The organism is Streptomyces sp. NPDC006655 (assembly GCF_040703965.1).
Taxonomy (GTDB): domain Bacteria; phylum Actinomycetota; class Actinomycetes; order Streptomycetales; family Streptomycetaceae; genus Streptomyces.
Genome location: NZ_JBEYJU010000013.1, coordinates 88,248 through 113,332, shown reverse-complemented (window position 1 = coordinate 113,332; position 25,085 = coordinate 88,248). Strand labels below are relative to the sequence as shown.

Annotated in this window: 16 protein-coding genes; 5 read left to right on the top strand and 11 right to left on the bottom strand. The window is 73.4% G+C overall.

Annotation, left to right across the window (positions count from 1 at the left end):
* Positions 1-73 precede the first annotated feature (73 nt).
* The 5 genes from AB0958_RS10770 to AB0958_RS10750 form a co-directional block, all read right to left on the bottom strand.
* Positions 74-721: a SurA N-terminal domain-containing protein gene (locus AB0958_RS10770; RefSeq protein ID WP_366890003.1), complete on the bottom strand. Its 648-nt coding sequence runs from the start codon at positions 719-721 to the stop codon at positions 74-76.
* 171 nt (positions 722-892) lie between these two features.
* The gene (locus AB0958_RS10765; RefSeq protein WP_366890002.1) at positions 893-1,717 is read right to left on the bottom strand and encodes a glycoside hydrolase domain-containing protein; all 825 of its coding nucleotides are present in this window, start codon (positions 1,715-1,717) and stop codon (positions 893-895) included.
* 79 nt (positions 1,718-1,796) lie between these two features.
* The gene (locus AB0958_RS10760) at positions 1,797-3,284 is read right to left on the bottom strand and encodes a serine/threonine-protein kinase (protein WP_366890034.1); all 1,488 of its coding nucleotides are present in this window, start codon (positions 3,282-3,284) and stop codon (positions 1,797-1,799) included.
* A gap of 38 nt (positions 3,285-3,322) precedes the next feature.
* On the bottom strand, positions 3,323-3,916 hold the full coding sequence (locus AB0958_RS10755) for a hypothetical protein (RefSeq protein ID WP_366890001.1): 594 nt from the start codon (positions 3,914-3,916) through the stop codon (positions 3,323-3,325).
* Between the two features lie 181 nt (positions 3,917-4,097).
* On the bottom strand, positions 4,098-6,146 hold the full coding sequence (locus AB0958_RS10750) for an N-6 DNA methylase (RefSeq protein ID WP_366890000.1): 2,049 nt from the start codon (positions 6,144-6,146) through the stop codon (positions 4,098-4,100).
* 574 nt (positions 6,147-6,720) lie between these two features.
* Here AB0958_RS10750 and AB0958_RS10745 point away from each other — a divergent pair.
* The 3 genes from AB0958_RS10745 (at position 6,721) to AB0958_RS10735 (ending at position 10,533) form a co-directional block, all read left to right on the top strand.
* Positions 6,721-7,443: a hypothetical protein gene (locus AB0958_RS10745; protein ID WP_366889999.1), complete on the top strand. Its 723-nt coding sequence runs from the start codon at positions 6,721-6,723 to the stop codon at positions 7,441-7,443.
* Positions 7,444-7,539: 96 nt separating this feature from the next.
* Complete coding sequence (locus AB0958_RS10740; protein ID WP_366889998.1) at positions 7,540-9,327, top strand: M48 family metallopeptidase; 1,788 nt, start codon at positions 7,540-7,542, stop codon at positions 9,325-9,327.
* An 87-nt stretch (positions 9,328-9,414) separates the two neighbouring features.
* Complete coding sequence (locus tag AB0958_RS10735; protein ID WP_366889997.1) at positions 9,415-10,533, top strand: hypothetical protein; 1,119 nt, start codon at positions 9,415-9,417, stop codon at positions 10,531-10,533.
* 6 nt (positions 10,534-10,539) lie between these two features.
* On the opposite strand, the gene AB0958_RS10730 is transcribed toward AB0958_RS10735, so the two are convergent.
* From AB0958_RS10730 to AB0958_RS10715, 4 genes are all read right to left on the bottom strand, one after another.
* Positions 10,540-11,256, bottom strand: a complete 717-nt coding sequence (locus tag AB0958_RS10730) for an HNH endonuclease family protein (RefSeq protein WP_366889996.1) — start codon at positions 11,254-11,256, stop codon at positions 10,540-10,542.
* 173 nt (positions 11,257-11,429) lie between these two features.
* Positions 11,430-14,963, bottom strand: a complete 3,534-nt coding sequence (gene mfd, locus AB0958_RS10725) for a transcription-repair coupling factor (RefSeq protein WP_366889994.1) — start codon at positions 14,961-14,963, stop codon at positions 11,430-11,432.
* A 275-nt stretch (positions 14,964-15,238) separates the two neighbouring features.
* On the bottom strand, positions 15,239-17,818 hold the full coding sequence (locus AB0958_RS10720) for an FtsX-like permease family protein (RefSeq protein WP_366889993.1): 2,580 nt from the start codon (positions 17,816-17,818) through the stop codon (positions 15,239-15,241).
* The gene (locus AB0958_RS10715) at positions 17,815-18,603 is read right to left on the bottom strand and encodes an ABC transporter ATP-binding protein (RefSeq protein ID WP_366889992.1); all 789 of its coding nucleotides are present in this window, start codon (positions 18,601-18,603) and stop codon (positions 17,815-17,817) included. The genes AB0958_RS10720 and AB0958_RS10715 overlap by 4 nt, the downstream gene beginning before the upstream one ends.
* A 518-nt stretch (positions 18,604-19,121) precedes the next feature.
* Between AB0958_RS10715 and AB0958_RS10710 the strand changes: the two genes are divergently transcribed.
* On the top strand, positions 19,122-19,532 hold the full coding sequence (locus tag AB0958_RS10710) for a DUF485 domain-containing protein (RefSeq protein ID WP_366889991.1): 411 nt from the start codon (positions 19,122-19,124) through the stop codon (positions 19,530-19,532).
* A gap of 26 nt (positions 19,533-19,558) precedes the next feature.
* Positions 19,559-21,139, top strand: coding sequence for a cation acetate symporter (locus tag AB0958_RS10705; RefSeq protein ID WP_366890033.1), 1,581 nt, complete (start codon positions 19,559-19,561; stop codon positions 21,137-21,139).
* 58 nt (positions 21,140-21,197) lie between these two features.
* On the opposite strand, the gene AB0958_RS10700 is transcribed toward AB0958_RS10705, so the two are convergent.
* Entirely contained in the window at positions 21,198-22,085 is an 888-nt protein-coding gene (locus tag AB0958_RS10700) for a cellulose-binding protein (RefSeq protein WP_366889990.1), read from the bottom strand.
* 230 nt (positions 22,086-22,315) lie between these two features.
* The gene (locus AB0958_RS10695; protein ID WP_366889988.1) at positions 22,316-25,081 is read right to left on the bottom strand and encodes an SUKH-4 family immunity protein; all 2,766 of its coding nucleotides are present in this window, start codon (positions 25,079-25,081) and stop codon (positions 22,316-22,318) included.
* Between the last annotated feature and the right edge of the window lie 4 nt (positions 25,082-25,085).

Genomic DNA, 25,085 nt, shown 5'->3' with positions numbered 1-25,085 from the left:
CTCGCGCTTTGTCCACAGCCCCAGAGTGATCAAGAGATCGTATGACCGCCATCTCGCCCGGGTGTCGGCCGCCCTACGCCGACACCCGGGTCCCCGCCGAGGTGACCTCCCGTACCCACGGTGTCTTGGCGTCCACCCGGCTGCTCTTCTGGACGTCCCAGGCGCCGTAGCGCGGGTTGAGGTCGACGTGGAGTTCCTCGGAGGCCCGGGAGAGGGCCTTCCAGAAGGCGGGCTGCGAGGTGTCGGTGCCGAGGACCTGGGCGAGCTTGTTGGCCTCCACCTGGAAGCGGAGGTTGTCGTCCAGCTGCCGGGGGGCGATGCCGTACTTCTGCAGCCAGGCGGCCTGGAGCGCCTTGGCGCCGCCCGCCTGCCGTTCCAGGCGGGCGCGCATCTCCTCGACGTCCTTGCGGGAGACGGTGACGCCCGCGTCCTGGGCGGCCCGGTGCAGCACCCGGTCGAGGACCATGTTGTAGAGGGTGTCCCGGGTGAGGCTGCTGGTGGCGGAGAGGACCTGCTGGTACTGCGCCTGGTCCGGCACCGCGGCCCGCTGGGCCCGGCGCACCTCGTTCACGCGGTTCTCCAGCTGCGCGACGGTGATCCGCTGCCCGCCGACGACGGCCGCCGCGCCCGGGTGCGCGCCGCCCGAGCAGGCGGTGAGGAGGGGGGCCGCGGCGGCGATCGCGGCGGACAGGACGAGCGCGGTGCGACGGCGGCGGTGCAAGGAGGCCTCCCGAGGAGATTGTGCGACGGTGCACAAGGTCTTGCGGTGATCGATGGTAGGCAGTGGGCAGGCTCTGGCCAACCCATTCGACCAACGATTCACACACGCATCCGGCACCGCCGCGCCACCCCCCGGAAGGGTTTGCGGGTCGTCCCTCCCCGTGAACCGGGCTCAGCCCGTGATCGCCACCGGGGCGTCCCACGCGTCGCGGTCCACGGTGATCGTGTAACCGCCGCGGCTCTCCTTGCTGTTGACCATGTACTGGTGCGCCCGGCTGTGCCCGGTGAACTGGGTCGAGCCGAACGGCCAGTCCGCGGTGGTGGTGTTCTGCTTGTCCCACAGCGCGTACCAGAGGTTGCCCGGCAGGTCCGTCTTGTCCGTGGCGTTCGCGATCGCCTTGGCGCTGGAGCTGGTGAAGCCGTAGAGGCCCGCGCGGTAGGTCTTGGCGCGCAGTTCCTTGTCGAAGGCGCGGACGTACGTCAGCACGGCGTTGTTGCACGACGTGTTCGTCGTGTCGTACGCCTCCATGTCGAGGTAGATCGGGCTGCCTGCCTTCATCCCGAGGGCGGCGGCCTTGGCCACGGCGTCGTCCGCCTCGGACGTGCCCACGGCGGCCGCGGTGGAGGCGCTGATCTTCACGGAGCCGCCGGATCCGCAGGACGGCTGGGAGCCGACGTAGAGCGGGACGAGCTTCCAGCCGAGCGTGGAGACGGACTTGACCCAGGAGGCGGTGAGGTTGGGCTGGTTGCAGCCGCGGTTCTTGCCGCCGATGTAGACGGCGGCGGCGCCGTAGAAGCCGGTGTTCCAGGCTTTCATCGCGGCGAGGGAGGGCGCGGCGCAGGTGTCGAAGGCGCGGCCGGTGAACGTCTTCTGGGCGGGCCAGGTGGTGGCGGCCATGGAGGTCTGGGCGGTTATCCCGGCTCCGGCGGCGACGGCGGCGCCCGCGACGCCCCAGGTGATGTATCTGCGCTTCTTCGACTGGCGATGGCTGGACATACCGGATCCCACCCCTGTGTGTGCACTATGCAAGAAAGTCCTGAGGAAAACGGACGGCAACCTATCAGGCGCGGTGGGGCTAGCCGCGCACCTGCCCCAGCCACTGCAGCGTCCGCCGGACCTCCGCCGCCATGGGGTGCCCGGGTCCGTGCAGCCGTTCCACGTCGAAGAGCAGCCGGGTGAGGGTGTCGTGGGCGGCCGGCCGGTCGCCGAGGGCGAGCAGCAAATGTCCGATCCGGCGGCGCACGTCGTGGGCGAGCTGGGGGTCGCCGGCCACGTACTGGTTCTCGTAGTAGGGCAGCAGCGCGCGGTACTCCGCGAGTGCCGCCGCCGGTTCGCCGAGTTGTTCCAGGCACTGGGCGATCTCGTAGCGGAAGCGCAGGGACTGCGGGTCGGCCTGGCCGGCCTCGGCGGCGCGTTCGTCGGCGAGCCGGCGCAGTTCGGGCAGCGCGCGCCGGTACTGCCCGTCGTCCATGAGCGTGGCCGCGTACTGCTTGCGCAGGGTCCGTACGACCGTGGAGCGCTCCCCGTGCTGGTCGGCGGCTACCGGCAGGATCGCGCCCAGGATGTCGACGGCCTGGGTGATCCGCCCCTCTCCGAGCAGCCGTTTGACCTCGTCGACGGCGGTGACGACGTCGGGTCGGCCGGGGACGGCGGCCACGGGGGCGGCGGGCTGCGGCGCGGGTGTGCGGGCGCGGTCCGGCCAGGGGGCGTGCGGGCGCAGGAAGGGGCGCGTCGGGTCCAGGGGCGCCCCCGAGGGCGTCCCGCGCGCGGGCAGGAGGGGCGCCAGGTCCTCGTAGACCTCCTGCGCGGACTCCGGCCGGTGCTGCGGGTCCTTGGCCAGCAGGCGCAGGACGAGGTTTTCGAGCAGCTCCGGGACCTCGGGGCGGGTCCGGCGCACCGGCACCGGCGGTTCGTACAAGTGACGGTGCAGCACGCCGAGGGCCGTGGAACCCGCGAACGGCACCTCGCCGCTGAGCAGTTCGTGCAGCAGTACGCCGAGTGCGTACAGGTCGGTGTACGGGCCGACCGCGCCGCCCATCGCCTGCTCGGGCGCCATGTAGGCGGGTGAGCCGATCGGGGAGCCGGTGTGGGTGAGCCGGGTGGTGTCCGTGTCCATGACGGAGGCCACGCCCAGGTCGAGGACGGTGACCGTGCCGTCCTGCTTCACCATCACGTTGCGGGGCTTGAGGTCGCGGTGGACGATCGGCACCGCGTGCACGGCGCTCAGCACGGCGCACAGTTGCGCGGCCACCGCCACCGCCCACTGCCACGGGTAGGGCTCGTGTTCCGCCAGGTGGTCGGAGAGGTCGGCGCCGTCCACGTACTGCATGACGAGGAACAGTTCCTCGCCCTCGCTGCCCGCGTCGTGCACGGTGACCAGGCCCGGGTGGTCGACCTGTGCGGTCACCCGGCACTCGCGCAGGAACCGCCGGCGCAGCTCCTCCGCCTCCGCGCCCGCCACCTTGTCGGGGCGCAGCAGCTTCACCGCCACCCGCCGGTCGAGCCGCTGGTCGTACGCCGTCCACACCTGGCCCATGCCGCCCTGCCCGATGAGCGTGGACAGTTCGTAGCGGCCGGCGACGAGCCGTCCCGTCGCCACGGTCACCTTCCGCTCTCGTGGTGGCCGTCGTGCTTGCGCAGGTAGTCACTGAGTTCGTCGAGTTCGGCGCGCACCTGCTCGATGCGGGCCGGTGCCGGACGCTGGGGCGGGGCGGGTATCGGGGGGTGCGCCGGCGGCTGCCGGAGGACCGGGGGCGGGGTGTGCGGCGGCCGCGTGTCCGGGGGCACCGTCCCCGTGGTGTACGGCGAGGCGGGGGGCGCGTACGCGTACGTCTGTGCCGCGTACTGCGCGCGCCGGCGCTGGAAGTGGCGTACGTCCGCGGCGAGGTAGTAGACGACCGTGGCCAGCAGCGTGCCGAACAGCAGGGTGATCCCCAGGTAGCCGCCGGGGGTGTGCACGTCGTCGCCGGGTTCGCTGCCCAGCAGCACGAGGCTGAGGACGTCGGCCGCCGCGACCGCCACCAGCAGGCCGTAATCCACCGACCTGCGGGTCACGACGGCCAGCCGCAGCATCATCACCCACGTCAGGAAGCCGAGGCTGAACAGGCCCGTCGCCACGAACACCACGCGCCACAGGACCAGTACCGCGTCGTGCGGCGGCCGCTGCACCGGCTGCGCATGGCCCTGGCCTTGCATGATCGCTCCTGTGTCGCCGGGAAAAGGGGCGTACGTGCCCGTCCGGTGCGGCCCGCTCACGGAGGCACCGGTCGTACGGTGGTCGTCCCGAGCATATGGCCCGGCACGGACATACGGTCGGGGTTGTACCGAACCGTTGTGCGCGGCCCGGCCGGGGGCCGCGTCCCGCCCGGGTGGTGGCTCAGTCGGGTGCGACCGTGCCGACGGTGAGACCGTCGTACATCCCGCGTACGAGCTGTTCCCCGAGTCGGCTCGTGTGGCGCAGCGCCCGCTCGAACTCGTCGAGCGCGCGGAACCGCGCGCCGTAGCGCCGCTGTTCCTCCAGGGGGAGCCGCGGCAGTTGCAGCCGGCGCACGTCCAGCCGGGTCGCGGTGGAGGCGTAGCTGCTGGCCTGCCGGTTGTTGGCGCTGCCCCGCAGGAAGCCGGCGAGGAACCAGGGGTCGAGCGCCGTGCGGTCGGGGCGCAGCAGGACGAGGTTGCGGCCCAGGGCGGCGCCCGCCGTGGCGTCGTCGATGACGCGCGCCACCGAGCCCCCGCCGAGGACCGGCACGACGACGTCGCCCGGCTCGGTCAGCACGGCCGCCTCCTCGCTCTCGGGAAGCGTGCCGGAGGGCGCCGTGCCGGCGAGGACGTCCTGGTCGGTGAGGACGGGCACGCGCGCGTGCCCGCCGTGTCCGCCGGTGCGCAGCACCAGGGCGCCGCCACGGGCGAGTTCGCCGACGGTGGTGAGCGGCCAGCGCGCGGGCGACGCCTGGCCGGCCGGGGGCGGGGTGAGGTCGGCGGTCAGTCGCAGGGTCTCGCCGAGCCGTTCGCGGACCGCCGTGAGCTGCTCCGCGCCGTCGGCCGCGGGCTCCGGCGGCAGGTGGCGGGCGGGTGCGAGGTCCACGTCGTCGTCGAGGAGTTCGATGACCGGCACCACCCGGGCCAGTCCGGGCCGTTCCCCCGTGCCCCCGCCGCGCTCGAAGGCACGCCAGGCGTCCAGCACGGCGTCCCGTACCGCCGCCCGGTCGGGGCCGCCCCGCCCCTCCCCCGCGAACCTCCCGGTGTCCACGAGCAGCACCTCCGGCGCGGCCGGGGTCCGGTCGGGTCTGCGCAGCACCCACAGGTGCAGCGGGATGTTGTACGGCGGCGCCGTCCCGACCGGCAGCGCCACCACCGCGCGCAGGGCGCCCCGGCGCAGCAGGTCGGCGCGGATCCGGCGGCCGGAACGGCGGGACGCGGCGGCCGGCGGCATCAGCAGGACCGCGGTGCCGCCGTCGGCGAGCCGGGCGAGGGCGTGCTGCACCCAGGCCAGCTCCGACTCGGTGCGGGCCGGGAAGCCGTACTCCCAGCGGGGGTCGTAGGCCAGTTCGTCGTGGCCCCAGTTGCGCTCGTTGAACGGCGGATGGCACAGCACGGCGTCGGCGCGCAGCTCGGGGTGGGCGTCGGCGCGCAGGGTGTCGCCGGTGGCGGCGTGCACGCGGGCCCGGGAGTGCAGCGCGAGGCGCAGCGCGGTGAGCGCGGCGAGGTCGGGGGCGCTGTCCTGGGCGTACAGCTGCCGGTCGGGACCGGTGGGCACGGCCCGCAGCAGGGCGCCGGTGCCGCAGGCCGGGTCCAGGACCGTGCGGGCGGGCCCGGCGAGGTCGGCCATGAGACCGGCGAGTTCGGGCGGGGTGAGGGTGTACTGGCGGGGGTTGGCGTCGAGGTACCGGCCCAGCAGGAACTCGAAGCACTGCCGGGCCCCCGAGTCGGCGGCCAGTTCGGCGACCCCGCGCAGGAGAGGGACGGAGGGCAGCAGCTGCGGGCCGGTGGGGGTGCGCGGTTCGACGTTCACGGCCCTGGCCGCCGCCTCGCTGCCGCCGAAGCGGGAGGTCAGCACCTGCTCCAGCGTGCCCGGCAGCATCGCGGCCAGGCGTTCGTCCGAGCCGGCGCTCACGTCGAGCCAGGCGGTCGGGCGCTCATGGATCAGCAGCAGCGCGCAGCCGGCGTGCACCAGCGCGGTGAGCGGGCCGCCGGGGTGCCCGGCGAGTTGCTGCCAGACCCGTTCGCGCAGCGGGACCTCGGCGAGTTTGCCCTGGCCCCGCAGCCAGGCCTCGACCTCGGCGAGCGCGAACGAGGGGCTGGTCTCGGTGCCGCCGACCGGCTTGGGGAAGTCGGCGTGCCGACGGCGCCAGTTGCTGACGGCGGCCCGGCCCACTCCGGCGAGTCGTGCGATACCGGCCGCGGTCACCTCTGTGGCGTTGTCCTGCACGCGCCCCCGCTTCCCTCGTTCCGTGGTGCCGCGAGCATACCGGCGTACACAAGATCCATCGATTCACGTCGTGTACGTGGCACACCCAAGTCGTCGTGTTGACTCGGTTCACAGGCTCTGCTCTCATTGACCCCGCGAACAACGGCGGCCGGAGGGGTGGCCGCCGCGGGAAGGGGATTCCGCCATGGGCATGAAAACCAGGATGGGACTGAGCGCCCTCGTGGGATTCGTCATCATCGGCTCCGTGTCCGCCAACGCCGACAGCGGCGCCGCGGGCGGCGCTCCGGGCGGCGCGTCCAACAGGACTTCAGGCGGCGCACCGGCCTCCGTCGGCCGTGCCCCGGACGCAGGGAAGACCCCGGCCCCGAGAGCCCGCGGCCTGCCTGCGCCGGACCCGACCTCCGCCGGGCCGACCCGGCGATGAAACCGGCCCGGCGATGAAGCCGACCCCGCGATGAAGCCGACCCCGCGATCAAGCCCGCCCCTCGATGAAGCCCGGCCCCGCGATGAAACCCCGCCCCGGCCGCGAGGCCGTCGCGCACACCACCGTTCCACCCACCCGAGAAGGACTCCGATGCGTCTCCCGTCCCGCGCCGTCGTACTGATGGCCGTCGCCGCACTCCCGCTGGCCCTGTCCGCCTGCTCCTCCGGTTCCTCCTCCGACTCCGGTACCGGCGCGGGCACCGGCAGCGGCGCGAGCGCCGAACCCGCCAAGGCGAAGGACCCCAACGCCGCTCTGCTCACGGGTACGCAGCTGAAGAAGGCGCTCGCCCCCGCCTCGGCGTTCCCGGCCGGGCTCACCCTGGAGTCCGACGGTTCCGCCGACAGCGGTGGCCGGTTCCTCTCCCCGGCCGCCCGGAAGACCGGCAAGCCGGACTGCACCCGGCTGGAGACCACGTCCTGGATCCAGGTCTCCGGGTACAAGGGCGGGGTGTCGTTCGCGCAGAACGGCTACGCGAACCAGACCGAGGAGGTGGACCAGGAGATCGACGCCTTCCAGGGCACCACGGCGACCGAGGTGATGAAGGCCCTGCGGTCGGTGGCCGCCGCATGTGCCACGTTCACGGACACCGACGCGCACGCCAAGGTGAAGCTCACCGGCACCGCCACGCCGGGACTCGCCGACGAGGCCTACACGATGACGCTGACGAGCGGCTCCTGGGAGAACGGCACCACGCTGATCGCGGCCCGTTCCGGGAACTCCGTGGTCACCGTGCTGTCCACGGCGGGTGGCGACGACGGCGCCGCGTCGGCGAAGAAGGTGACGACAACGGTCCTGGCGGCGCTGAAGAAATAGCCGGGGCGTGACGTCCCGGCCCCACGACCGTTCCGCCGCCCTCAAACACCCCTGAATCACCCCTGAAGAGCCCTGAAACACCCCTGAAGGATGCCGATGCGCCAGTCGTCCCGCGCCGCCGGCCGGGCAGCGGCCGTACGGGCTCCCGCGCGGCGGCCCGCCGTACCCGGAACAGCCCTGCGCGCCGGGCTCGCTCTCGCCCTGCTGATCGGGTTCTACGTGCTGGCGCTGCTCGTCGTCGTCGTGCTGGCACTCCTGGACGTGTTCCTGGCCCGCGGCCCGGGCGTCACGGTCATGACCGTCGAGGGCTGGCTCGGCTCGCTGGCCGTCGCCTGGTGCGTGGTGCGGGTCGTCCTGCTCAGCCTCCGCCCCGGCGACGGCGAGGACGAGATCGCCGGTGTGCCGGCGACGCCGGTGGAGCAGCCCGAGCTGTGGCGGCGCGTGGGCGAGCTGGCCGAGCGGGTGGGCACGCGGCCGCCCACGGAGATACGGGTGATCCCCGGAGCCGGCGCCATGGTGCAGGAGGAGGCACGGTGGCTGGGGCTGGTCACCGGCGAACGGCGGCTCTTCCTCGGCGTGGCCCTGCTGATCGGTCTTCCGGAGAACGAACTGGACGCCGTGCTCGTCCACGAGCTGGGCCACTACGCCCGGAGCGACACCCGTCTGGGCGCTCTGGTGTGGGCGCTGCACCGCAGGCTGCTCGGGACCGTGCGCACGTTGCGGCAGCGGGCCGCACGCGAGGAGGCGCAGGAGCAGGCGGCGTCCGCCGCACGGGCCGCACGGCGCCGGGCGGCCGGCAAGCCACCGCGGCCGAAGCGGGAGCCCACCCGGGGCCCGGACCACTATCTCGCCGTCGTCTTCTCCGCGTACGCCGGGCTGTGCCTGCGCCTGACCGAGGCCGTCAGCCGCCGGCAGGAGTACGCGGCCGACGACCTGGCCGCCAGGATCGCCGGACGGGACGCCATGGTCGCCGCGCTGCGCCGCGTCCCCGCTCTCGAAGCCGTGGACGACCTCTACCTGCGCGACTACGCCCTGATGGGCCGCAAGGCACACCTGCTGCCGCCCGAGGGGCAGTTCCACGGCGGGCTCTGGCGCCTCCTCGCGGACGACCACCGCCGTGCCGGCCTGGAATCCTGGCTACGGACGCCGTCCCCCGAGGACCCGCACGAGGAGCGGTCCCCCTACGACAGTCACCCGCCCACCGCCGACCGCATCGCGGCGCTGTCGGCGCTGCCCGACGACGGGCGCGGCACCGCGTCCGTACGACGCCCCGCTCTCGCGCTGCTCCGCGCGCCGGACCGCCTTCTCGCCGCACTCGAAGAGCGGGTGCTGGGCGAGGAGATGCTCTCCTGGCGGCGGGTGCCCTGGGCCGAACTGCCCGCCCGGGTCCGGCACGAGAGCTGGACACGGGAGGCGGCACCCCTGTGCGAGGCCATGGCCCGGGTGACCGGACCGGGCGTCCTGGCCGCGCCCGCGGCCGCCCAGCTCGGCCACCTCATGGACCTGCTCGACCACGGCCTGCTGTACGACATCGCGGACCGGCTGCCCCGGTCGGAGCGGGCCGCCCTCAGCAGCGGGCGTGCGGCACGCGAGTTCACCCGGACGGCCTTCCGTTCCGCCCTGCGCCGACTGGCCCTGCTCGCCGCGCTGGAGACGGGGCTGTGCCGTTGGGAGCTGTGCTGGTCGGGGCCCGCGGTGCGCACGGCGGCGCCCGAACGGTTCATCGAGGCGCTGGAGGAGACCCTGGACCACGCGGTCGCGGAGCCGCCCCGCACGGCGCCCCTGCGCGCCCTGCTGCTGCCCGGCGGGGGCGGTCACCCGGCCGGGGGCGCGGCACCGCAGCCCGCCGCCCGGCCCTGGCCGCCGCCCCCCGTCCCGTACTGACGGACCGCCAGTTCTCCGCCTCCCCCGGTCGCTTCGACCGCCTTCAGAACCGCCACCTCAAGCGGCCCCGACCCCGAAAGACCCGTCATGAACGTCCTGATCGACATAGCCGGTGCCGGCGCCCTCGCCTACGCGGCCGTCACCGTTCCGCGCAACGCCCGCAAGGCGCGGGCGATGCGGGCGGAGGCGAAGGCCGCGGCGCCGGTCACCATCGACCCCGCCACGTACGGGCTGGTGCCGGCCGCTCAGCTCGACAGCCGGTTCGCGGGGCCGGATCCCGAGGCGGACGCGGTCGCCGCGGCCGCCCTCGCCGGTGACTGGCGGCGGGCCGCCGGCTACCTGGCCGCGGCGGGCCGCGACTGGGACCTGCGGTGGTACCGGCTCGGCATCCTCGTGCACGCCGCCGCCGAGGACGACGCCTGGGTCACGGCGTGGCGCACCGAGTACCCGGGCGACCCGTCCGCCGCCCTCGTGCACGCCGACGGGCTCGTCGTGCTCGCCGGCAAGGTGCGCGGCGCGAAGTCGGCCAAGCACACCACCGCCGAGCAGTTCGAGGGCTTCCACCGGCTGCTCGCGGAGGCGCTGCCCGCCTGCCAGGAGGCCGCCTGGATGGCGCCCGAGGACCCCAGCCCCTGGGTCGCGCAGCTCACCATCGCCCGGGGGCTCGGCTGGTCGAACGACGACTTCCGGGCGCTGTGGGCCGAGGTCACCGCGCGCGACCCGTACCACTTCGGTGCCCATGCCAGTGCCCTGCAGTACTGGTGCGCCAAGTGGCAGGGGTCGCACGAGCTGATGTACGCGTTCGCCGAGCAGGCCGCGGCCTCGGCACCGGTGGGGAGCCTGCTGCCGGTACTGCGCCTGGAGGCGTTGATGGAGCACGCGTGCCGCGAGCCTCAGGCGCCGGTCTACGACCAGCCGTTCGCGCACGCGGCCGTGGACGCCACCCTGGACGCCGTGGACCGGGTGCCGGCCGGGCACCACCGGCTGCCGGCGGTACGGCACCTGCTGGCGGACGCGCTGTTCCGGACGAAGCGGTACGCGGAGGCGGTGGAGCAGTTCAGGGCGGTCGGCGGCTACGTCGGCAGCGCGCCGTGGACGTACTCCGCCAACCCGGTCAAGGCGTTCGTCTTCGCCCGTACCCACACCTTCGTCGCCTGGGAGAAGGCGGGCCGCCCCGCCCCCGGGCCGCGCGGCGGGGCGCGGTGAGCCGGGTCAGCGTGCCGTGAACCGCGAGGGTGCCTTCGTCGGGTTGCCGCCCGTGGGGAGCTTCTGGCCGGGGCAGGTGGCGAGGACCTTCTTCATGGCCGCCTTCTCGGCGGCGGTGACCCACAGCCCGTACTTCTTCTTCACGGCGATCTGAGCGGCGACATAGGTGCAGCGGTAGGACTTGTTGGGCGGCAGCCAGGTGGCCGTGTCGCCGTCGCCCTTGCCGCGGTTGGCGCTCGCGCCGACGGCCAGCAGGTTCAGCGGGTCGTTGGCCAGGGCTATCCGCTTGCCCGCGTCCCAGTACTTGGCGCCCTTCTGCCAGGCGTCCGACAGCGCGACGAGGTGGTCGATGTCGACCAGGCTGTGGCCGCGCCGGTAGGTGACCTCCTTGCCCGAGTAGGGGTCCGGGTCCAGGACCCCGTAGGAGACCTTGCAGTCGCCGTCCGTGAACTTCACGCTCTCCAGGTCGCGCTTGAGTATGTCGCTCCGGGTGTCGCACGAGTTGGAGTCGGTGTCCGCCCAGGCGGAGCCGAACCTGGCCCGGGTGTAACCGGTCTTCGGCGCCCGCCCCTTGACGGTGAGCGAGTCGGCGGCGGTCATGGCCGCTCCCCCGCTCGCGGTGCCCGGGGCTCCGGACGTCCCTTTGTCCTGAAGGTCCTTGCATCCGGTCACCGCGAAGATCATGACGACAGCGGTGACCGCCCCGCCCCTGAGCCGCGCCACGTGCGCCCCCTCGTACTTTCCCTCTGCCGCCGCTGGACGGGCGGATCTCTGCCGGCCCCACCGTAACCGGCCGGGTGGCCCGGGCCGGGCCTCGGAGGACGGATGCCCGCAACCCCCTCGGGTAGTCGGGGCGGTCAGGCGACGAGGGGCCGGTGCGAGGGGGCGCCCGCCGGTCAGGACCCCAGCACCGACGCTAGGAACTCCCCGACCCAGCCCAGCAGTTCCCGGCCGACCAGCGGCTTGCCGCCCACCTTCGCGGTCTTCGGGCGCGGCACCAGCACCTGGTGGACCGTCGGCTTGATGACCGTCCCCGGGTACAGCCTCTTGAGGCGCAGCTCCTGCGACTCGCGCAACTCCACCGGCGCGAACCGGATGTTGGTGCCCTGGAGGACGATCTCGCCGACCCCGCAGGCGCGCGCGAGCATCCGCAGTCCGGCGACGAGCAGCAGGTTCTCCACCGGCTCGGGCACCTTGCCGTAGCGGTCGGTGAGTTCCTCGCGGACCGCCCGGATGTCCTCCTCCGAGTTGGCGGAGGCGATGGCCCGGTAGGCCTGGAGGCGCAGCCGCTCGCCGGGCGCGTAGTCGTGCGGGACGTGCGCGTCGACGGGCAGCTCGATCTTGACCTCGAGCGGCGGCTCCTCCTCGATCTCCCCGGTCTCCAGCTGCCGCCGGTAGTCCGCGACGGCCTCGCCGACCATGCGCACGTACAGGTCGAAGCCGACGCCCGCGATGTGCCCGGACTGCTCGCCGCCGAGCAGGTTTCCGGCGCCGCGGATCTCCAGGTCCTTCATCGCCACGTACATGCCGGCGCCCATCTCGGTGTGCTGGGCGATGGTCGCGAGCCGCTCGTGCGCGGTCTCGGTCAGCGGCTTCTCCGGCGGGTACAGGAAGTACGCGTAGCCGCGCTCGCGGCCGCGGCCGACCCGGCCGCGCAGCTGGTGCAGCTGGGACAGGCCGAAGGTGTCGCCGCGCTCCACGATCAGGGTGTTGGCGTTGGAGATGTCGATGCCGGACTCGACGATCGTGGTGGAGACGAGGACGTCGAACTTCTTCTCCCAGAAGTCGACGACGACCTGTTCGAGCGCCGACTCCGACATCTGGCCGTGGGCGGTCGCGATGCGCGCCTCGGGGACGATGTCGCGGAGTCGGGCCGCCGCGCGGTCGATGGACTCCACCCGGTTGTGGATGTAGAAGACCTGGCCCTCGCGCAGCAGTTCGCGGCGGATGGCGGCGCCGATCTGCTTCTCCTCGTACGGCCCGACGAAGGTGAGCACCGGGTGCCGCTCCTCGGGGGGAGTGGTGATCGTGGACATCTCGCGGATGCCCGTCACCGCCATCTCCAGGGTGCGGGGGATCGGGGTGGCCGACATCGTCAGCACGTCGACGTTGGCGCGCAGCTTCTTCAGCTGCTCCTTGTGCTCGACGCCGAAGCGCTGCTCCTCGTCGACGATGACCAGGCCGAGGTCCTTGAACTTGGTCTCCGAGGAGAACAGCCGGTGGGTGCCGATGACGACGTCGACCGCGCCCTCCCTGAGGCCCTCCAGGGTGGACTTCGCCTCGGTGTCGGTCTGGAAGCGGGAGAGCGCCTTCACGCTGACCGGGAACTGCGAGTACCGCTCGGAGAACGTCCCGAAGTGCTGCTGCACCAGCAGGGTCGTGGGCACGAGGACGGCGACCTGCTTGCCGTCCTGGACGGCCTTGAAGGCGGCCCGCACCGCGATCTCCGTCTTGCCGTAGCCGACGTCGCCGCAGATCAGGCGGTCCATCGGGACCGACTTCTCCATGTCCTCCTTGACCTCGGCGATCGTGGTCAGCTGGTCGGGGGTCTCGGCGTACGGGAACGCGTCCTCCAGCTCGCGCTGCCACGGCGTGTCCCCGCCGAACGCGTGCCCGGGGGCGGCCATGCGCGCGCTGTACAGCTTGATCAGGTCGGCGGCGATCTCCTTGACGGCCTTCTTGGCGCGCGCCTTGGTCTTCGTCCAGTCCGCGCCGCCGAGGCGGTGCAGGGTGGGGGCCTCGCCGCCGACGTACTTGGTGATCTGCTCCAGCTGGTCCGTCGGGATGTACAGCCGGTCGCCGGGCTGGCCGCGCTTGGCGGGCGCGTACTCGACGACCAGGTACTCGCGGGTGGCGCCCTGGACGGTGCGCTGCACCATCTCGATGTAGCGGCCGACGCCGTGCTGCTCGTGGACGATGTAGTCGCCCGCCTCCAGAGTGAGCGGGTCGATGGTCTTGCGGCGGCGGGCCGGCATCCGGGCGCCGTCCTTGCCCGCCGCCTTCTGGCCGGACAGGTCGGTCTCGGTGAGGACGGCGAGTCTGAGCGCCGGGTCGACGAACCCGTAGTCGATCGAGCCGCAGGACACGTGCACGACCGAGGGGGTCACCTCGCCGAGGTCGACGTCCAGGCGGGCCGCGACGCCCTCGCCGCCGAGCACCTCGACGGTGCGGGCGGCGGGGCCGTGGCCCTCGGTGACGAACACCGTGCGCCAGCCGTCGGCGAGCCAGCCCTTGGTGTCGGCGAGGGCCTTCGCGGTGTCGCCGCGGTAGGTCTCCGGGGCGTGCATGCCGAGCTTGAGGGTGTCGGCGGACAGCTCCTCGTCCGCCGCGAACGGCGACACCGACCACCACATCATGTCCAGCTCGCGCGCGCGGTCGCGGACGTCGGCGATGGACCACAGGGAGGCCGCGCCGACGTCGATGGGCGCCTCGCCGCCGCCCGCGGTGGCCGCCCAGGACGCCTGGAGGAACTCCAGGCTGGTGGCCACCAGGTCGGCGGCGCGGGTGCGGACCCGCTCCGGGTCGCACACGACGGCCATCGCGCCCTTGGGCAGCACGTCGAGCAGCAGCTCCATGTCGTCGACCAGGACCGGCGCGAGGGACTCCATGCCCTCGACCGCGATCCCCTCGGCGATCTTGTTGAGCAGTTCGCCGAGCTCCGGGTGCTCCTCGGCGAGGGCACGCGCGCGTGCGCGGACGTCCTCGGTGAGCAGCAGCTCGCGGCAGGGCGGTGCCCACAGGCCGTGCTCGGCGACTTCGAGGGAGCGCTGGTCGGCGACCTTGAAGTAGCGGATCTCCTCGACGTCGTCGCCCCAGAACTCGATGCGCAGCGGGTGTTCCTCGGTGGGCGGGAAGACGTCCAGGATGCCGCCGCGCACGGCGAACTCGCCGCGCTTCTCGACGAGCTCCACGCGCGCGTAGGCGGCCGCGGCGAGGGCTTCCACGACCTCGTTCAGGTCGGCGCTCTGCCCGGTGCGCAGGGCCACGGGTTCCAGGTCGCCGAGGCCCTTGACCTGCGGCTGGAGCACGGATCGCACGGGTGCCACGACCACGGAGACCGGGCCGGTCTCGGGGTCGTCGGGGCGGGGGTGGGCGAGGCGGCGCAGGACGGCGAGGCGGCGGCCGACGGTGTCGCTGCGCGGGCTGAGCCGCTCGTGCGGGAGCGTCTCCCAGGAGGGGTACTCCACGACGCCCTCGGAGGGCAGCAGGGTGCGCAGGGCGGCGGCCAGGTCCTCGGCCTCGCGGCCGGTGGCGGTGACCGCGAGCACCGGGCGGCCGGTCTCGCGGGCCAGGGCGGCGACCGCGAAGGGGCGGGCCGCCGGGGGGCCGACCAGGTCGACGTGCATGCGGTTGCCGTCCCCGGCCGCCTTGATCGCTTCCGTGAGGGCGGGGTCCTTGACGACGGCGTCGAGCAGACCGTGCAGGCTCATTCTGGGCGGCTTTCGTCCGGGGGCGGGCAACGCGAACGGCCCGGCGCGGGGTGCGACCGGGGGGTGTCCAGCCTACGACGACGGGGGCGCGTGTGCCGGGGGCTGTGGACAACCCCCGGTGAGCCGACGGAAGGACACGGCACACGTGCCCGGCGCCGGGAAGTCCTGGGACTCCCCGGCGCCGGGCCTTTCCCCCGCAACCCCCGTATGCGGTGGTCTGTGTCTGCGTCGTCCGCGTCTGCGTCGTCTGCGTCGTCCGCGTCGTCTGCTTCCCGTCAGTCCGTCGCGATGGCGTTCAGGACGTTCATGCGGCCCGCGCGGAACGCCGGGACCAGGGCGGCGAACAGGCCCACGAAGGCCGAGCCGACGAAGACCCCGATGATCGTGGGCCAGGGGATCTCCAGGACCTTCAGGCCCTGCAGGGCGAGCAGCTGCTGGGCGGTCGCGCCCCAGCCCATGCCGAGTCCGAGGCCCAGCAGGGCGCCGAACAGGGCGATCACCACGGACTCCATGCGGATCATGCGGCGCAGCTGGCGGCGGGAGAGTCCGATGGCCCGCATGAGGCCGATCTCGCGGGTGCGCTCGACGACCGACAGGGCCAGGGTGTTCACGACACCGAGGACCGCGACGATGATCGCCAGGGCGAGCAGGCCGTAGATCAGGTTCAGCAGCTGGCCGATCTGGTCCTTGAGCGCCTGCTTGTAGTCGGTCTGGTCGCGCACGGTGTACTGCGGGTAGTCGTGCAGCGCGGTCTTGAGCGCCTTGTAGGCGCTGTCCTGCCGGCCGTCCTTGGCGGTGGCGAAGACCAGTTGGTCGAGCGGCATCCGGTCGGCCGGGACGTACTTGGCCAGGGTGGCGATGGAGGTGTACTTGGCGCCCTGGTCGATGACGACGTCGCTGCTGGTGATCGCGCGGACCGTGAGGTGCGCGGTGCCGCCGTCCTTGAACCTGACGGTGATCTTCGAGCCGAGGTGGATGCCGTGGGCCTCGGCGAACTTCTGGTGCACGGACATCGAGTCGGGCAGGTAGGCGTCCTTGAGGTCGCCGGCGACCGTCTTGGTGCGCAGGTCGGTCGCGTAGGTCGGGTCGGCCGCCGTGATGTCGGTGTCCTTGAGCGTCCTGCCGTCGGGGGTGGTGTAGTCGGCGGTGGTGGTGCGGTACTCGGTGACCCGGGCGAGGCCGGGTACGTCCTTGACGGCCCTGACCGCCTGCGGGGTGACCCGCTGGCCGCTGTCGGACTGGATGATGAAGTCGGTGCCGACGGTCTTGTCGAGCTGGTCGGAGGCGGAGGCGACCATGGAGGAGCCGACCACCGAGAGGCAGGCGACCAGCGCGAGGCCGATCATCAGGGCGGCGCCGGTGGCGCCGGTGCGGCGCGGGTTGCGCAGCGCGTTGCGTTCGGCCAAGCGTCCGACGGGGCCGAACATCCGCAGCAGGACGGCGCCCAGGACCCGTACGACACCGGCCGCGAGCAGCGGGCCGACGACGACGAACCCGATGAGCGAGGCCACGATGCCGAGGCCCAGCCAGAGCGAGCCCTCCTTGGCCTGGTCGGCGGTGGAGGCGAGCCACAGGCTGTAGCCGCCGCCCGCGGTCAACAGGAGGCCGACCAGGGCGCGTACGACGCCCGCCCTGGCGTCGGCGGGGGCGCCCGCGTCGCGCAGCGCGGCCATCGGCGAGACCTTGCCGGCGCGGCGTGCGGGCAGGTAGGCGGCGAGGACGGTGACGACGACGCCGAGGACGAGGCCGACCACCGGGGTCGTCCAGGCGACCGTCAGGTCACTGGTGGACAGGTGCATGCCCATGGAGCCCATGAGCTTCATCAGGCCGATCGCGATGCCGACGCCCGCGCCGACGCCCAGGACCGAGCCGACCACGCCGAGCAGCAGTGCCTCGACGAGCACGGAGCGGTTGACCTGGCGGCGGCCGGCGCCGATGGCCCGCATCAGGCCGATCTCGCGGGTCCGCTGGGCGACCAGCATGGAGAAGGTGTTGATGATCAGGAAGATGCCGACCAGGAAGGCGATCCCGGCGAAGCCGAGCATCGCGTACTTCATGACGTCCATGAAGCTCTCGACGTCCTTCTGGTTGGCGTCGGCGCTCTCCTTGGCGGTCTGCACCTTGTAGGCGGTGCCGAGTTCGGCGAGCACGTTCCGCTTCAGCTGCGGGTCGGTCACGCCGGGCGCCGCGGTCACGTTGACGTTGGTGAAGACACCGGTCCGTCCGACGAGCGTCTGCTGCGCGGTCCTCGTGTCCAGGTAGAAGATCGCGGCACCGGGGTTGGTGACGGTGAAGTCGGCTATGCCGGAGATCCTCGCGGTGTGGGTGCCGACCGCGCTGATCACGCCGATCGCGTCGCCGAGCTTCAGGTGGTGCTTGTCGGCGGTGTCGGCGTCCACCATGACCTGGCCGGCGTTCTTCGGCGCCGTACCGGAGGTGATCTTCATGGTGCGGGCGTCGTTGGAGTTCCAGCTGCCCACGATGGTGGGGGCGCCGCTGGACGGCGACAGGCTGTCCTTCCGGGCGTCGATGACGGTCACGGACGTCGAGAAGACCGTGCCCTCGGCCGCCTCGACACCGCGTGCCGCGCGGACCTTCGCCACCACCGAGGCGGGCATGACCGGCGGCCTGCCGTTGTCGGAGGTGGTCTGACCGGTGTCGGAGGCGCTCTCGGCACTGACCGTCACGTCGGACGAGGTGGCCGCGAAGAGCTTGTCGAACGTCGTGTTCATCGTGTCCGTGAACACCAGCGTGCCGCACACGAACGCCACCGACAGCAGCACGGCGACCGCCGACAGGGCCATGCGCCCCTTGTGCGCGAAGAAGTTGCGCATCGAGGTCTTCAGGACGGTCATGACGTACGCCCCCGGGCGTCGAAGTCCTTCATGCGGTCGAGGACGGTGTCCGCGGTCGGCTCGAACATCTCGTCGACGATCCGGCCGTCGGCGAGGTAGAGGACGCGGTCCGCGTAGGAGGCGGCCACCGGGTCGTGGGTGACCATGACGATCGTCTGGCCCAGTTCGTCCACGGAGCGGCGCAGGAAGCCGAGGACCTCCGCGCCCGCGCGGGAGTCGAGGTTTCCGGTCGGCTCGTCGCCGAAGATGATCTCCGGGCGGGCGGCCAGGGCGCGCGCCACGGCCACCCGCTGCTGCTGACCGCCCGAGAGCTGGGTGGGACGGTGCTTGAGCCGGTCCGCGAGCCCCACGGTGGTGACCACGCGCTGGAGCCACTCCTTGTCGGGCCTGCGCCCGGCGATGTCCATGGGCAGCGTGATGTTCTCCAGCGCGTTCAGGGTCGGCAGCAGGTTGAACGCCTGGAAGATGAAGCCGATCCGGTCCCGGCGCAGCTTGGTGAGCTTCTTGTCCTTCAGGCCGGTGATCTCGGTCTCGTCCAGGTAGATCTGACCGCTCGTCACGGTGTCGAGCCCGGCGAGGCAGTGCATCAGGGTGGACTTGCCGGACCCCGAGGGGCCCATGATCGCGGTGAACTGCCCCCGCGCGATGTCCACGTCGACATGGTCCAGGGCGACGACCCGGGTCTCCCCGGACCCGTACGCCTTGACGACCTGCCGCGCCCGCGCGGCAACGGCCGTACGCCCTCCAGTACCCCCGTGCCTGGGAATGGTCACAGCCGATGTCACGGTATGTCTCCTAAGTCGGTCAGCGAGCGGGCAGCACGGTGCCACCCTTTGCTGTGCGCGTTTCGGTACGACGATGAGTCTCGCGGTCGGCGGGGTCCCTCCGCGCTGGTGCGAAGCCCCGTCTCGCCCGGGGGAAAACCCCACCTCCGCGGGTTCGGTCAACCGCCCCCCGGCGGCGTAAAGCCAGGTTAAGGACGACCGGGGCGCCGTCTCGTCCTCCGGGGGTACGACCCCGCCCCGAGCCGTGGTACGGAGAACCCCCTAGGGGTCCTCCACCGCCGGGTGGAGACCTTCTAGGGGTCCGGCTCCACCCTTGCCCCCGGGAGCCGCCTCCCACGTCAGGGTTAACGCGGGTAACACCCGAGGTCAGACACGTTCTGATGAAGCAAGCGCATACCGACCGGCCAGTTCGGGGAAAACTGCGCGCACTCCGGATCCCTCCGAGTAACGTGCGTGCCCCGCTCCCCCTCTCCCTGCGGTCCGCCGCCACGGACCCGAGCCACGCAAGGAGCACCGGGATGTCCCACGACCCCTGCCCACCGGACCCGCCCCACCACACCTACCCCTGGCGGCCGGTGCCGCCGCAGCCGGCGCAGCCCCGGCACGTGCCGCACCGGGAGCCGGTCGGCCACCACAGCGACCTGCGCGTGCTGCGCGGCGCCTACCGCCTCCAGCGGCGCGCCGCGACCCTCACCGCCCTCGGCTACTTCACGCTGTTCCTGCTGCTGTCGGCGTTCGCCCCGCGCGTGATGACGCGCACGGTCGCCGACGGCGTGCCCGCGGGCCTGCTGCTCGCCCTCCTGCAACTCCCCGTCACCTGGCTGGCGATCGTCCTGTACGAGCGCACCGCGCGCCGCCACGTCGACCCCCTCGCCGACCGGATCCGCAGAGCCGCGGAACTGGACGCCAGACGGGGGGCCGTACGGTGACCGGACTGAGCGGCTCCGCGCACTCCATGTCCCTGGTCGCCTTCACCGCCGTCGCCACGCTCACCCTGCTGCTGTGCGTGCTGGCCGGCCCGGACCGCGACGACCTCGACGAGTTCTACACCGGCTACGGCTCCCTCTCACCGCTGCGCAACGGCCTCGCCATCGCCGGCGACTACATCTCCGCGGCCGGCGTCCTCGGTACCGGCGGAGTGATCGCCCTGTGCGGCTACGACGGCGTCGTCCTCGCCCTCAGCACGGCACTGTCCCTGCTGGTGCTGATGTTCCTGCTCGCCGAACCGCTGCGCAACGCGGGCCGGTTCACCATGGGCGACGTGCTGGCCCGGCGGATGCCCGGCCGTTCGGTACGGATCGCGGCCTGCGCGGTGACCATCGCCGCCCTGCTGCCGCTGATGCTGGTCCAACTCGCCGGAGCCGGACAGCTGATGGCCTTCGTCCTCGGCTTCTCCGACAGGTCCGTGGGGACCGGCTGCGTCATCGGCCTCGGCACCCTGATGATCAGTTACGCGGCCATCGGCGGCATGAAGGGCACCGCCCTCATCCAGATCCTGAAGATCGTCATGCTGCTCGGCTCCGGCACCGTGGTCGCCCTGCTGGTCCTGCGCCGCTTCGACTGGGACCCGGGCGCCCTGCTCACCGCGGCGGCCCGGGGCAGCGGCGCCGGTGACGCCTTCCTGCACTCGGGCCTCCAGTTCAGGGGCGGTCCCGCACCCCGGCTGGACATGATCAGCTCGGAGCTGACCATCGTCCTCGGCGGCGCCTGCCTGCCGCACGTCACCATGCGCATGTACACGGCCTCCAGCGCCCGCCAGGTACGCCGCTCGATGTCCTGGGCCGTGTCCTGCGTGGCCCTGTTCGCGCTGGTCGTCAGCGTCGTCGGGTTCGGCGCCACCGCCCTGGTCGGCCGGGCCGCCGTCGCCGCCGCCGACCCGCAGGGCAACACCGCCTACCTGCTGGGCTCCCGCGCCGCCCTCGGAACCGACGTGTCGACCGCGGAGACCCTGCTCTTCACCACCGTCACCACGGCGCTCTTCCTGACCCTGCTCGCCTCCGTCGCCGGCATGATCCTCGCCTGCGCCAACTCCCTCGCCCACGACGTGTTCGCCACCCGCGCCCGGGAGATGCCGGCCCGCCGCGAGATGGGCCTGGCCCGCGTCTGTGCGCTCGCCATCGGAGTCCCCACGATCCTGCTGGCGACCCTCGTGCAGCACCACAGCCTGCAGCCCCTGGTCACCCTCTCCTTCTGCCTCGGCGCCTCCGCCCTCGCCCCCGCCCTGGTGTACGGCCTCTTCTGGCGCCGCTACACCCGCACCGGCCTGCTCTGCACGCTCCTCGGCGGCAGCCTCACCGTGCTGGTGTTGATGCCCGGCACCAACCTGGTCTCGGGTTCACCCGGCGCCGCCTTCCCGGACGCCGACTTCAACTGGTTCCCCTTCACCACCACCGGGATCGTCTCCATCCCGGCCGGCTTCCTGCTGGGCTGGCTCGGGACGGTGGCCTCCGGCCGGCGCGGGGCCGCGGAACAGCGGCGGCAGTACGAGGCGGTCGAGGGCTGGATCCTGGCGGGCGTCGGCCGCCGGGGGCCGTGAGACCGTCTGGGGGTGCGAGGCCGCCTGGGGGTGCGAGGCCGTCTGGGGCGGGAGCGCGCTACTCCGCCGCCGCGCGCCCCGTCAGGGTCATGAGGCTGTCACGCATGTGGTCCATGTGCGCCTGGACGTCGTCCCAGGTCTCGCCGTGCTCGCGCAGCACCCGTTCGGTCTCCCGCGCGATACGTTCCTCACGCAACCGCGCCTCCGTGAGGATCTCGGCGGCCCGCGCGTGCGCCTCCTCCTCCGAGCGGCGCGCCGACTCCTCCGCCTCCTCCAGGGCCCGCTCCGCCTCGGCGAGGGCCGCCTCCGCACGGGCGATGCGCTCGGCGTTGTGCGCGTCGACAGCGGCGGCGCTCGCGACCTCCTCACGCTCCGCCTCGGCCCACCGCTCGGCATGCTGCTTGGCCTGCTCGGCGAGCATCGCCGTGGTGCGCTGCCGCACCTCGCGCAACGCCGCCAGGGCCTCACCCCGCCACTCCTTCACGTCGAGCCGGGCGCCGATACGGATGTCGTCCGCCTCCGCCCGCGCGGCGAGGAGCAGCTGACGGGCGCGTTCCTCGGCGTCCGCGCGGAGCGCGTCGGCCTGCTCCTGGGCCGCCCGCAGCGCGTTCTCGACGCTCTCCTCGCACTGCGCGGCCCCGTCCGTCAGCGCCCGCCGGGCGTTGTCCCGCAGGGCCGCCGCCTCGTCCTGCACCAGCCGGAACACCCGCTGCGCGCGGTCCCCGAGAGCCTCGTAGGACTGGGGCGGGAGCTGCTCGACGGCGACGCGCAGCCGCTCGGCCTCCGCGCCCATGTCCTTGGCGAGCACGGTGAGCCGCGCGGCACGCTCCCAGGCCGCGTCCCGGTCCTCGCAGAGCGCGGCCAGGAACGAGTCGACCTGCTCGGGGCGGTAGCCACGCCCTCGGACGGTCGCGAAGCCGTACGGCGACATCGATGCGTTGCTCACCCTGGGAACCCCTCTCCACCGGACCGCGACAAATGATGATTTCGCGCACATCTTGATGGATGGGACGTAAGTGTTCATAACGCGACACTCCGCAGAGATGTCACGGCCGAAGCACCCCACCGCACACCTGGGCACACCTGGGCACACAAGCGCACCGGAGGGCGCACGGCTTCAGCCGTGCGCCCTCCGGTAGCGGGTCAGCGCCTCCGCGCCGGGCCGGTCGCCGCCTCCTACAGCAGCCCGTCCCACATCTGTTCCAGCAGCACCGACCACCAGCTCTCCGGGGATCCCAGCGCCGCCGGGTCCAGGGAGGCCAGCTGAGCCTGGAAGTCGACGGTCCAGCGGCCCGCCTGCTCCTGGTTCAGACCGAACCTGAGCCGCCACATCCGGCCCAGCAGCGCCAGGCAGCGGGCGAACTCCGGCAGCCCGGTGTTGACGAACTGCGGCGGCACGGACGCCCCGCCCGGACCGGCCTCCACCGGTACCGCCACGATGTTCGCAGTGCCGTACTGCACACAGACCGCCTTGCCGAAGTCGGTGCCCATGACGAGGTACGACCCCGCGTCCGGCGCCGGCCGCAGCCCGCGCTCCTGCGCCAGCTCCGCCAGCGTCGGCACCGGACGGCCCGGCTGGGCCTGCGCCCAGAAGAACGGCCCCATGTCCAGCGGCAGCCCCGCGGCCACCAGCGTGTGCGCCACGATCGGCGGGACGCCCTGCCGCGACACCGCCGCCTGCTCGAACCGGAACACGCCGGGACCGAACGCCGCGCCCAGTTCCTGGGCGATCGCCTCCGGCGGGATCGGCGGCGCCGCCTGCACCTGCGGCAACGGCGCCCGCACCGGCGCGGGCCGCGCGGGACCCGCGGCCACCTGGTGCAACTCGCCCTGATGCGCCAGCAACTGCCGCATCCCCTGCTGCCGGCTCGCGTGGTCCGTGCCGTACGGCGCGATGCTCGCCAACCGGGCCTGCGGCCACTGCTCCCGGATCATCCGCGCGCAGTAGGCACCCGGCAGCTCGCACGACTCCAGCTCCGTGTGCAGCTCCAGCACCTGGTCCGGCGGCACGTTCATGGCCCGCAGCTCGTGGTAGATCTGCCACTCCGGGTGCGGTGTGCCCGGCGCCGAACGCCTGATCAGCTGCTGCTCCGAGCCGTCCTGCGCCCGGTAGCGCAGCACCGCCTGGTAGCCGGGACCGACGGTCGGCTGACCCTGCTGCGGGTAGCCGTACGCGGGCGGCGGCCCACCGGGCACCGGCTGCCCGGACGGCGGCGGCATGGCACCGGCCGGCATCGGCGGCGGCACGGCACCGGCCGGCATCGGCGGCGGCATCGGCGGGGCAACCGGCGGCGTACCGGGGGCGCCCACCGGGGGTGCGGCGAGCACGGTCTCCGCATGGTGCACCGCTCCGCGGGAACCGCCGGGGGAGCCCTGCCCAGCAGGCGCGGGGGGCATGCCGGGGGCGCCCGGCGGTTGCGGAGCGCCGGGGGCGGCCGGTGCTCCGGGAGCGCCGGGCGGGTTCGGCGCACCGGGGGCCGAGGCGTTCGGCGCCCCGGGCATGCCGGGGGCGGCCGCCGGCCGCTGCGCGCCCATGCCGCCCGGGTCGGCCAGCATCGTGGCCGCGTGATGAACATCGCCCGGCGGCCTGCCGCCCGGGTTGCCCGGCGCACCGGGCACCTGCCCCTCGGGTCCGCCCGGACCCGCCGAGGGCACCATCTGCGTCGGCGCGTAGCCATCCGCCGGCGCGGACGGCTCAGGCACGCCACCAGGACGGGCACCCGGCGCTCCCGGAGCGCCCGGCGGCGGAGGCGGCGCACCGGCCGCACCGCGTCCCCTGCGGGGCGGAGGCGCCGCCTTGCTCGTCGCGGCCTCGGCTATGTCACCCGCGTTCGGCGCGAGCGACCGCCCCGGCGCACCCGGACCCACGGGAGGCTGGGGCGCGTGAGGAGCCCCGGCGGGCGGCTGCGGATAGCCGTAACCGGGGCCAGCCGGGGCCGGTGCCGGTGCCTGGGCCTGGGCCTGGGCCTGCGGGTAACCGTAGGAGGAACCGGCGGACGCCTGCGAAAAACCGGCCCCGCCCGCCGCCTCCGGACCCTGCGGGGGCGTCCCCGAAGCCGCCGGCCGCCCCTGCGGGGCATGGCCCGGAGCCGCCGGGCCCTGGGGGTAGCCGTACGACGGGGGCCCCTGCGGGGGTGGCGGAGTCGTGCCGCTGCCGGCGGGTGCAGTCGCGGGAGTTCCCGGGGCTCCAGGGGCGCCCGGTGCAGCGGGCGTACCGGGTGGCCTCGGAGCGCCACCCTCAGCTCCAGGCGCCCCCTGGGCACCACCCCGCGCGCCCAGCGTGTTCGGGTCGTCGAGCGCCGGGGACACCGCCGTCGGCGGCAGCTGACTGCCGCCCGCCATCAGCGCCGTCTCGGCATCGCCCAGCGCGCCGTCGCCCGCGTCGCTCAGCGGCGGCGCGAACACCGTCGCGGGCAACGGGACGGAACGGTCGTCACCGGCGTCCGCATTCGTGTCGGTACCCGCCCAAGGAGTCGCCCCGGCACCAGAACCGGCCGCCGGCGCCCCCACGCCCCCCGAGCCCCCCGAACTCTCGGAACGCTCGGAACCCTCCGACCGCCGGTCCGGAATTCCCAGCTTGTCCGCCGCGTCCTGGAGCCACTCCGGCGGGCTCAACAAGAACGACGTCTGATTCAGGTCCACCCGGGCGGCCGGCGCCGGCACCGCGTCGGCGACCTCCGCCTCCCGGCCGTACTCCTCCTCGAACCGGCGGATCACCTCCCCCACCGGCAGCGCGGGCCACAACGTGGCCTCCCCGCTGTCCCGGGCGATGACCAGCCGCTGCCCACCCGCGTCGGAACGCGGACCCTCCGCGCGGTCCTCGCCCCACACCACGAACCCGAGCCCGAACTCCCGCACCCGCACCTCACGGTGCTGGTACCCGGGCACGTCCCCGTTGATCCACTCTTCCGCGCGCTCCTGCGCCTGCGCGAACGTCACCATGCCG

Excerpts from the sequence above, each read along its gene's own strand:
- AB0958_RS10765 (WP_366890002.1), bottom strand. The coding sequence starts at position 1,717 with ATGTCCAGCCATCGCCAGTCGAAGAAGCGCAGATACATCACCTGGGGC.
- AB0958_RS10755 (WP_366890001.1), bottom strand. The coding sequence starts at position 3,916 with ATGCAAGGCCAGGGCCATGCGCAGCCGGTGCAGCGGCCGCCGCACGAC.
- AB0958_RS10745 (WP_366889999.1), top strand. The coding sequence starts at position 6,721 with ATGCGTCTCCCGTCCCGCGCCGTCGTACTGATGGCCGTCGCCGCACTC.
- AB0958_RS10740 (WP_366889998.1), top strand. The coding sequence starts at position 7,540 with ATGCGCCAGTCGTCCCGCGCCGCCGGCCGGGCAGCGGCCGTACGGGCT.
- AB0958_RS10735 (WP_366889997.1), top strand. The coding sequence starts at position 9,415 with ATGAACGTCCTGATCGACATAGCCGGTGCCGGCGCCCTCGCCTACGCG.
- mfd (WP_366889994.1), bottom strand. The coding sequence starts at position 14,963 with ATGAGCCTGCACGGTCTGCTCGACGCCGTCGTCAAGGACCCCGCCCTC.
- AB0958_RS10720 (WP_366889993.1), bottom strand. The coding sequence starts at position 17,818 with ATGACCGTCCTGAAGACCTCGATGCGCAACTTCTTCGCGCACAAGGGG.
- AB0958_RS10710 (WP_366889991.1), top strand. The coding sequence starts at position 19,122 with ATGTCCCACGACCCCTGCCCACCGGACCCGCCCCACCACACCTACCCC.
- AB0958_RS10705 (WP_366890033.1), top strand. The coding sequence starts at position 19,559 with ATGTCCCTGGTCGCCTTCACCGCCGTCGCCACGCTCACCCTGCTGCTG.
- AB0958_RS10695 (WP_366889988.1), bottom strand. The coding sequence starts at position 25,081 with ATGGTGACGTTCGCGCAGGCGCAGGAGCGCGCGGAAGAGTGGATCAAC.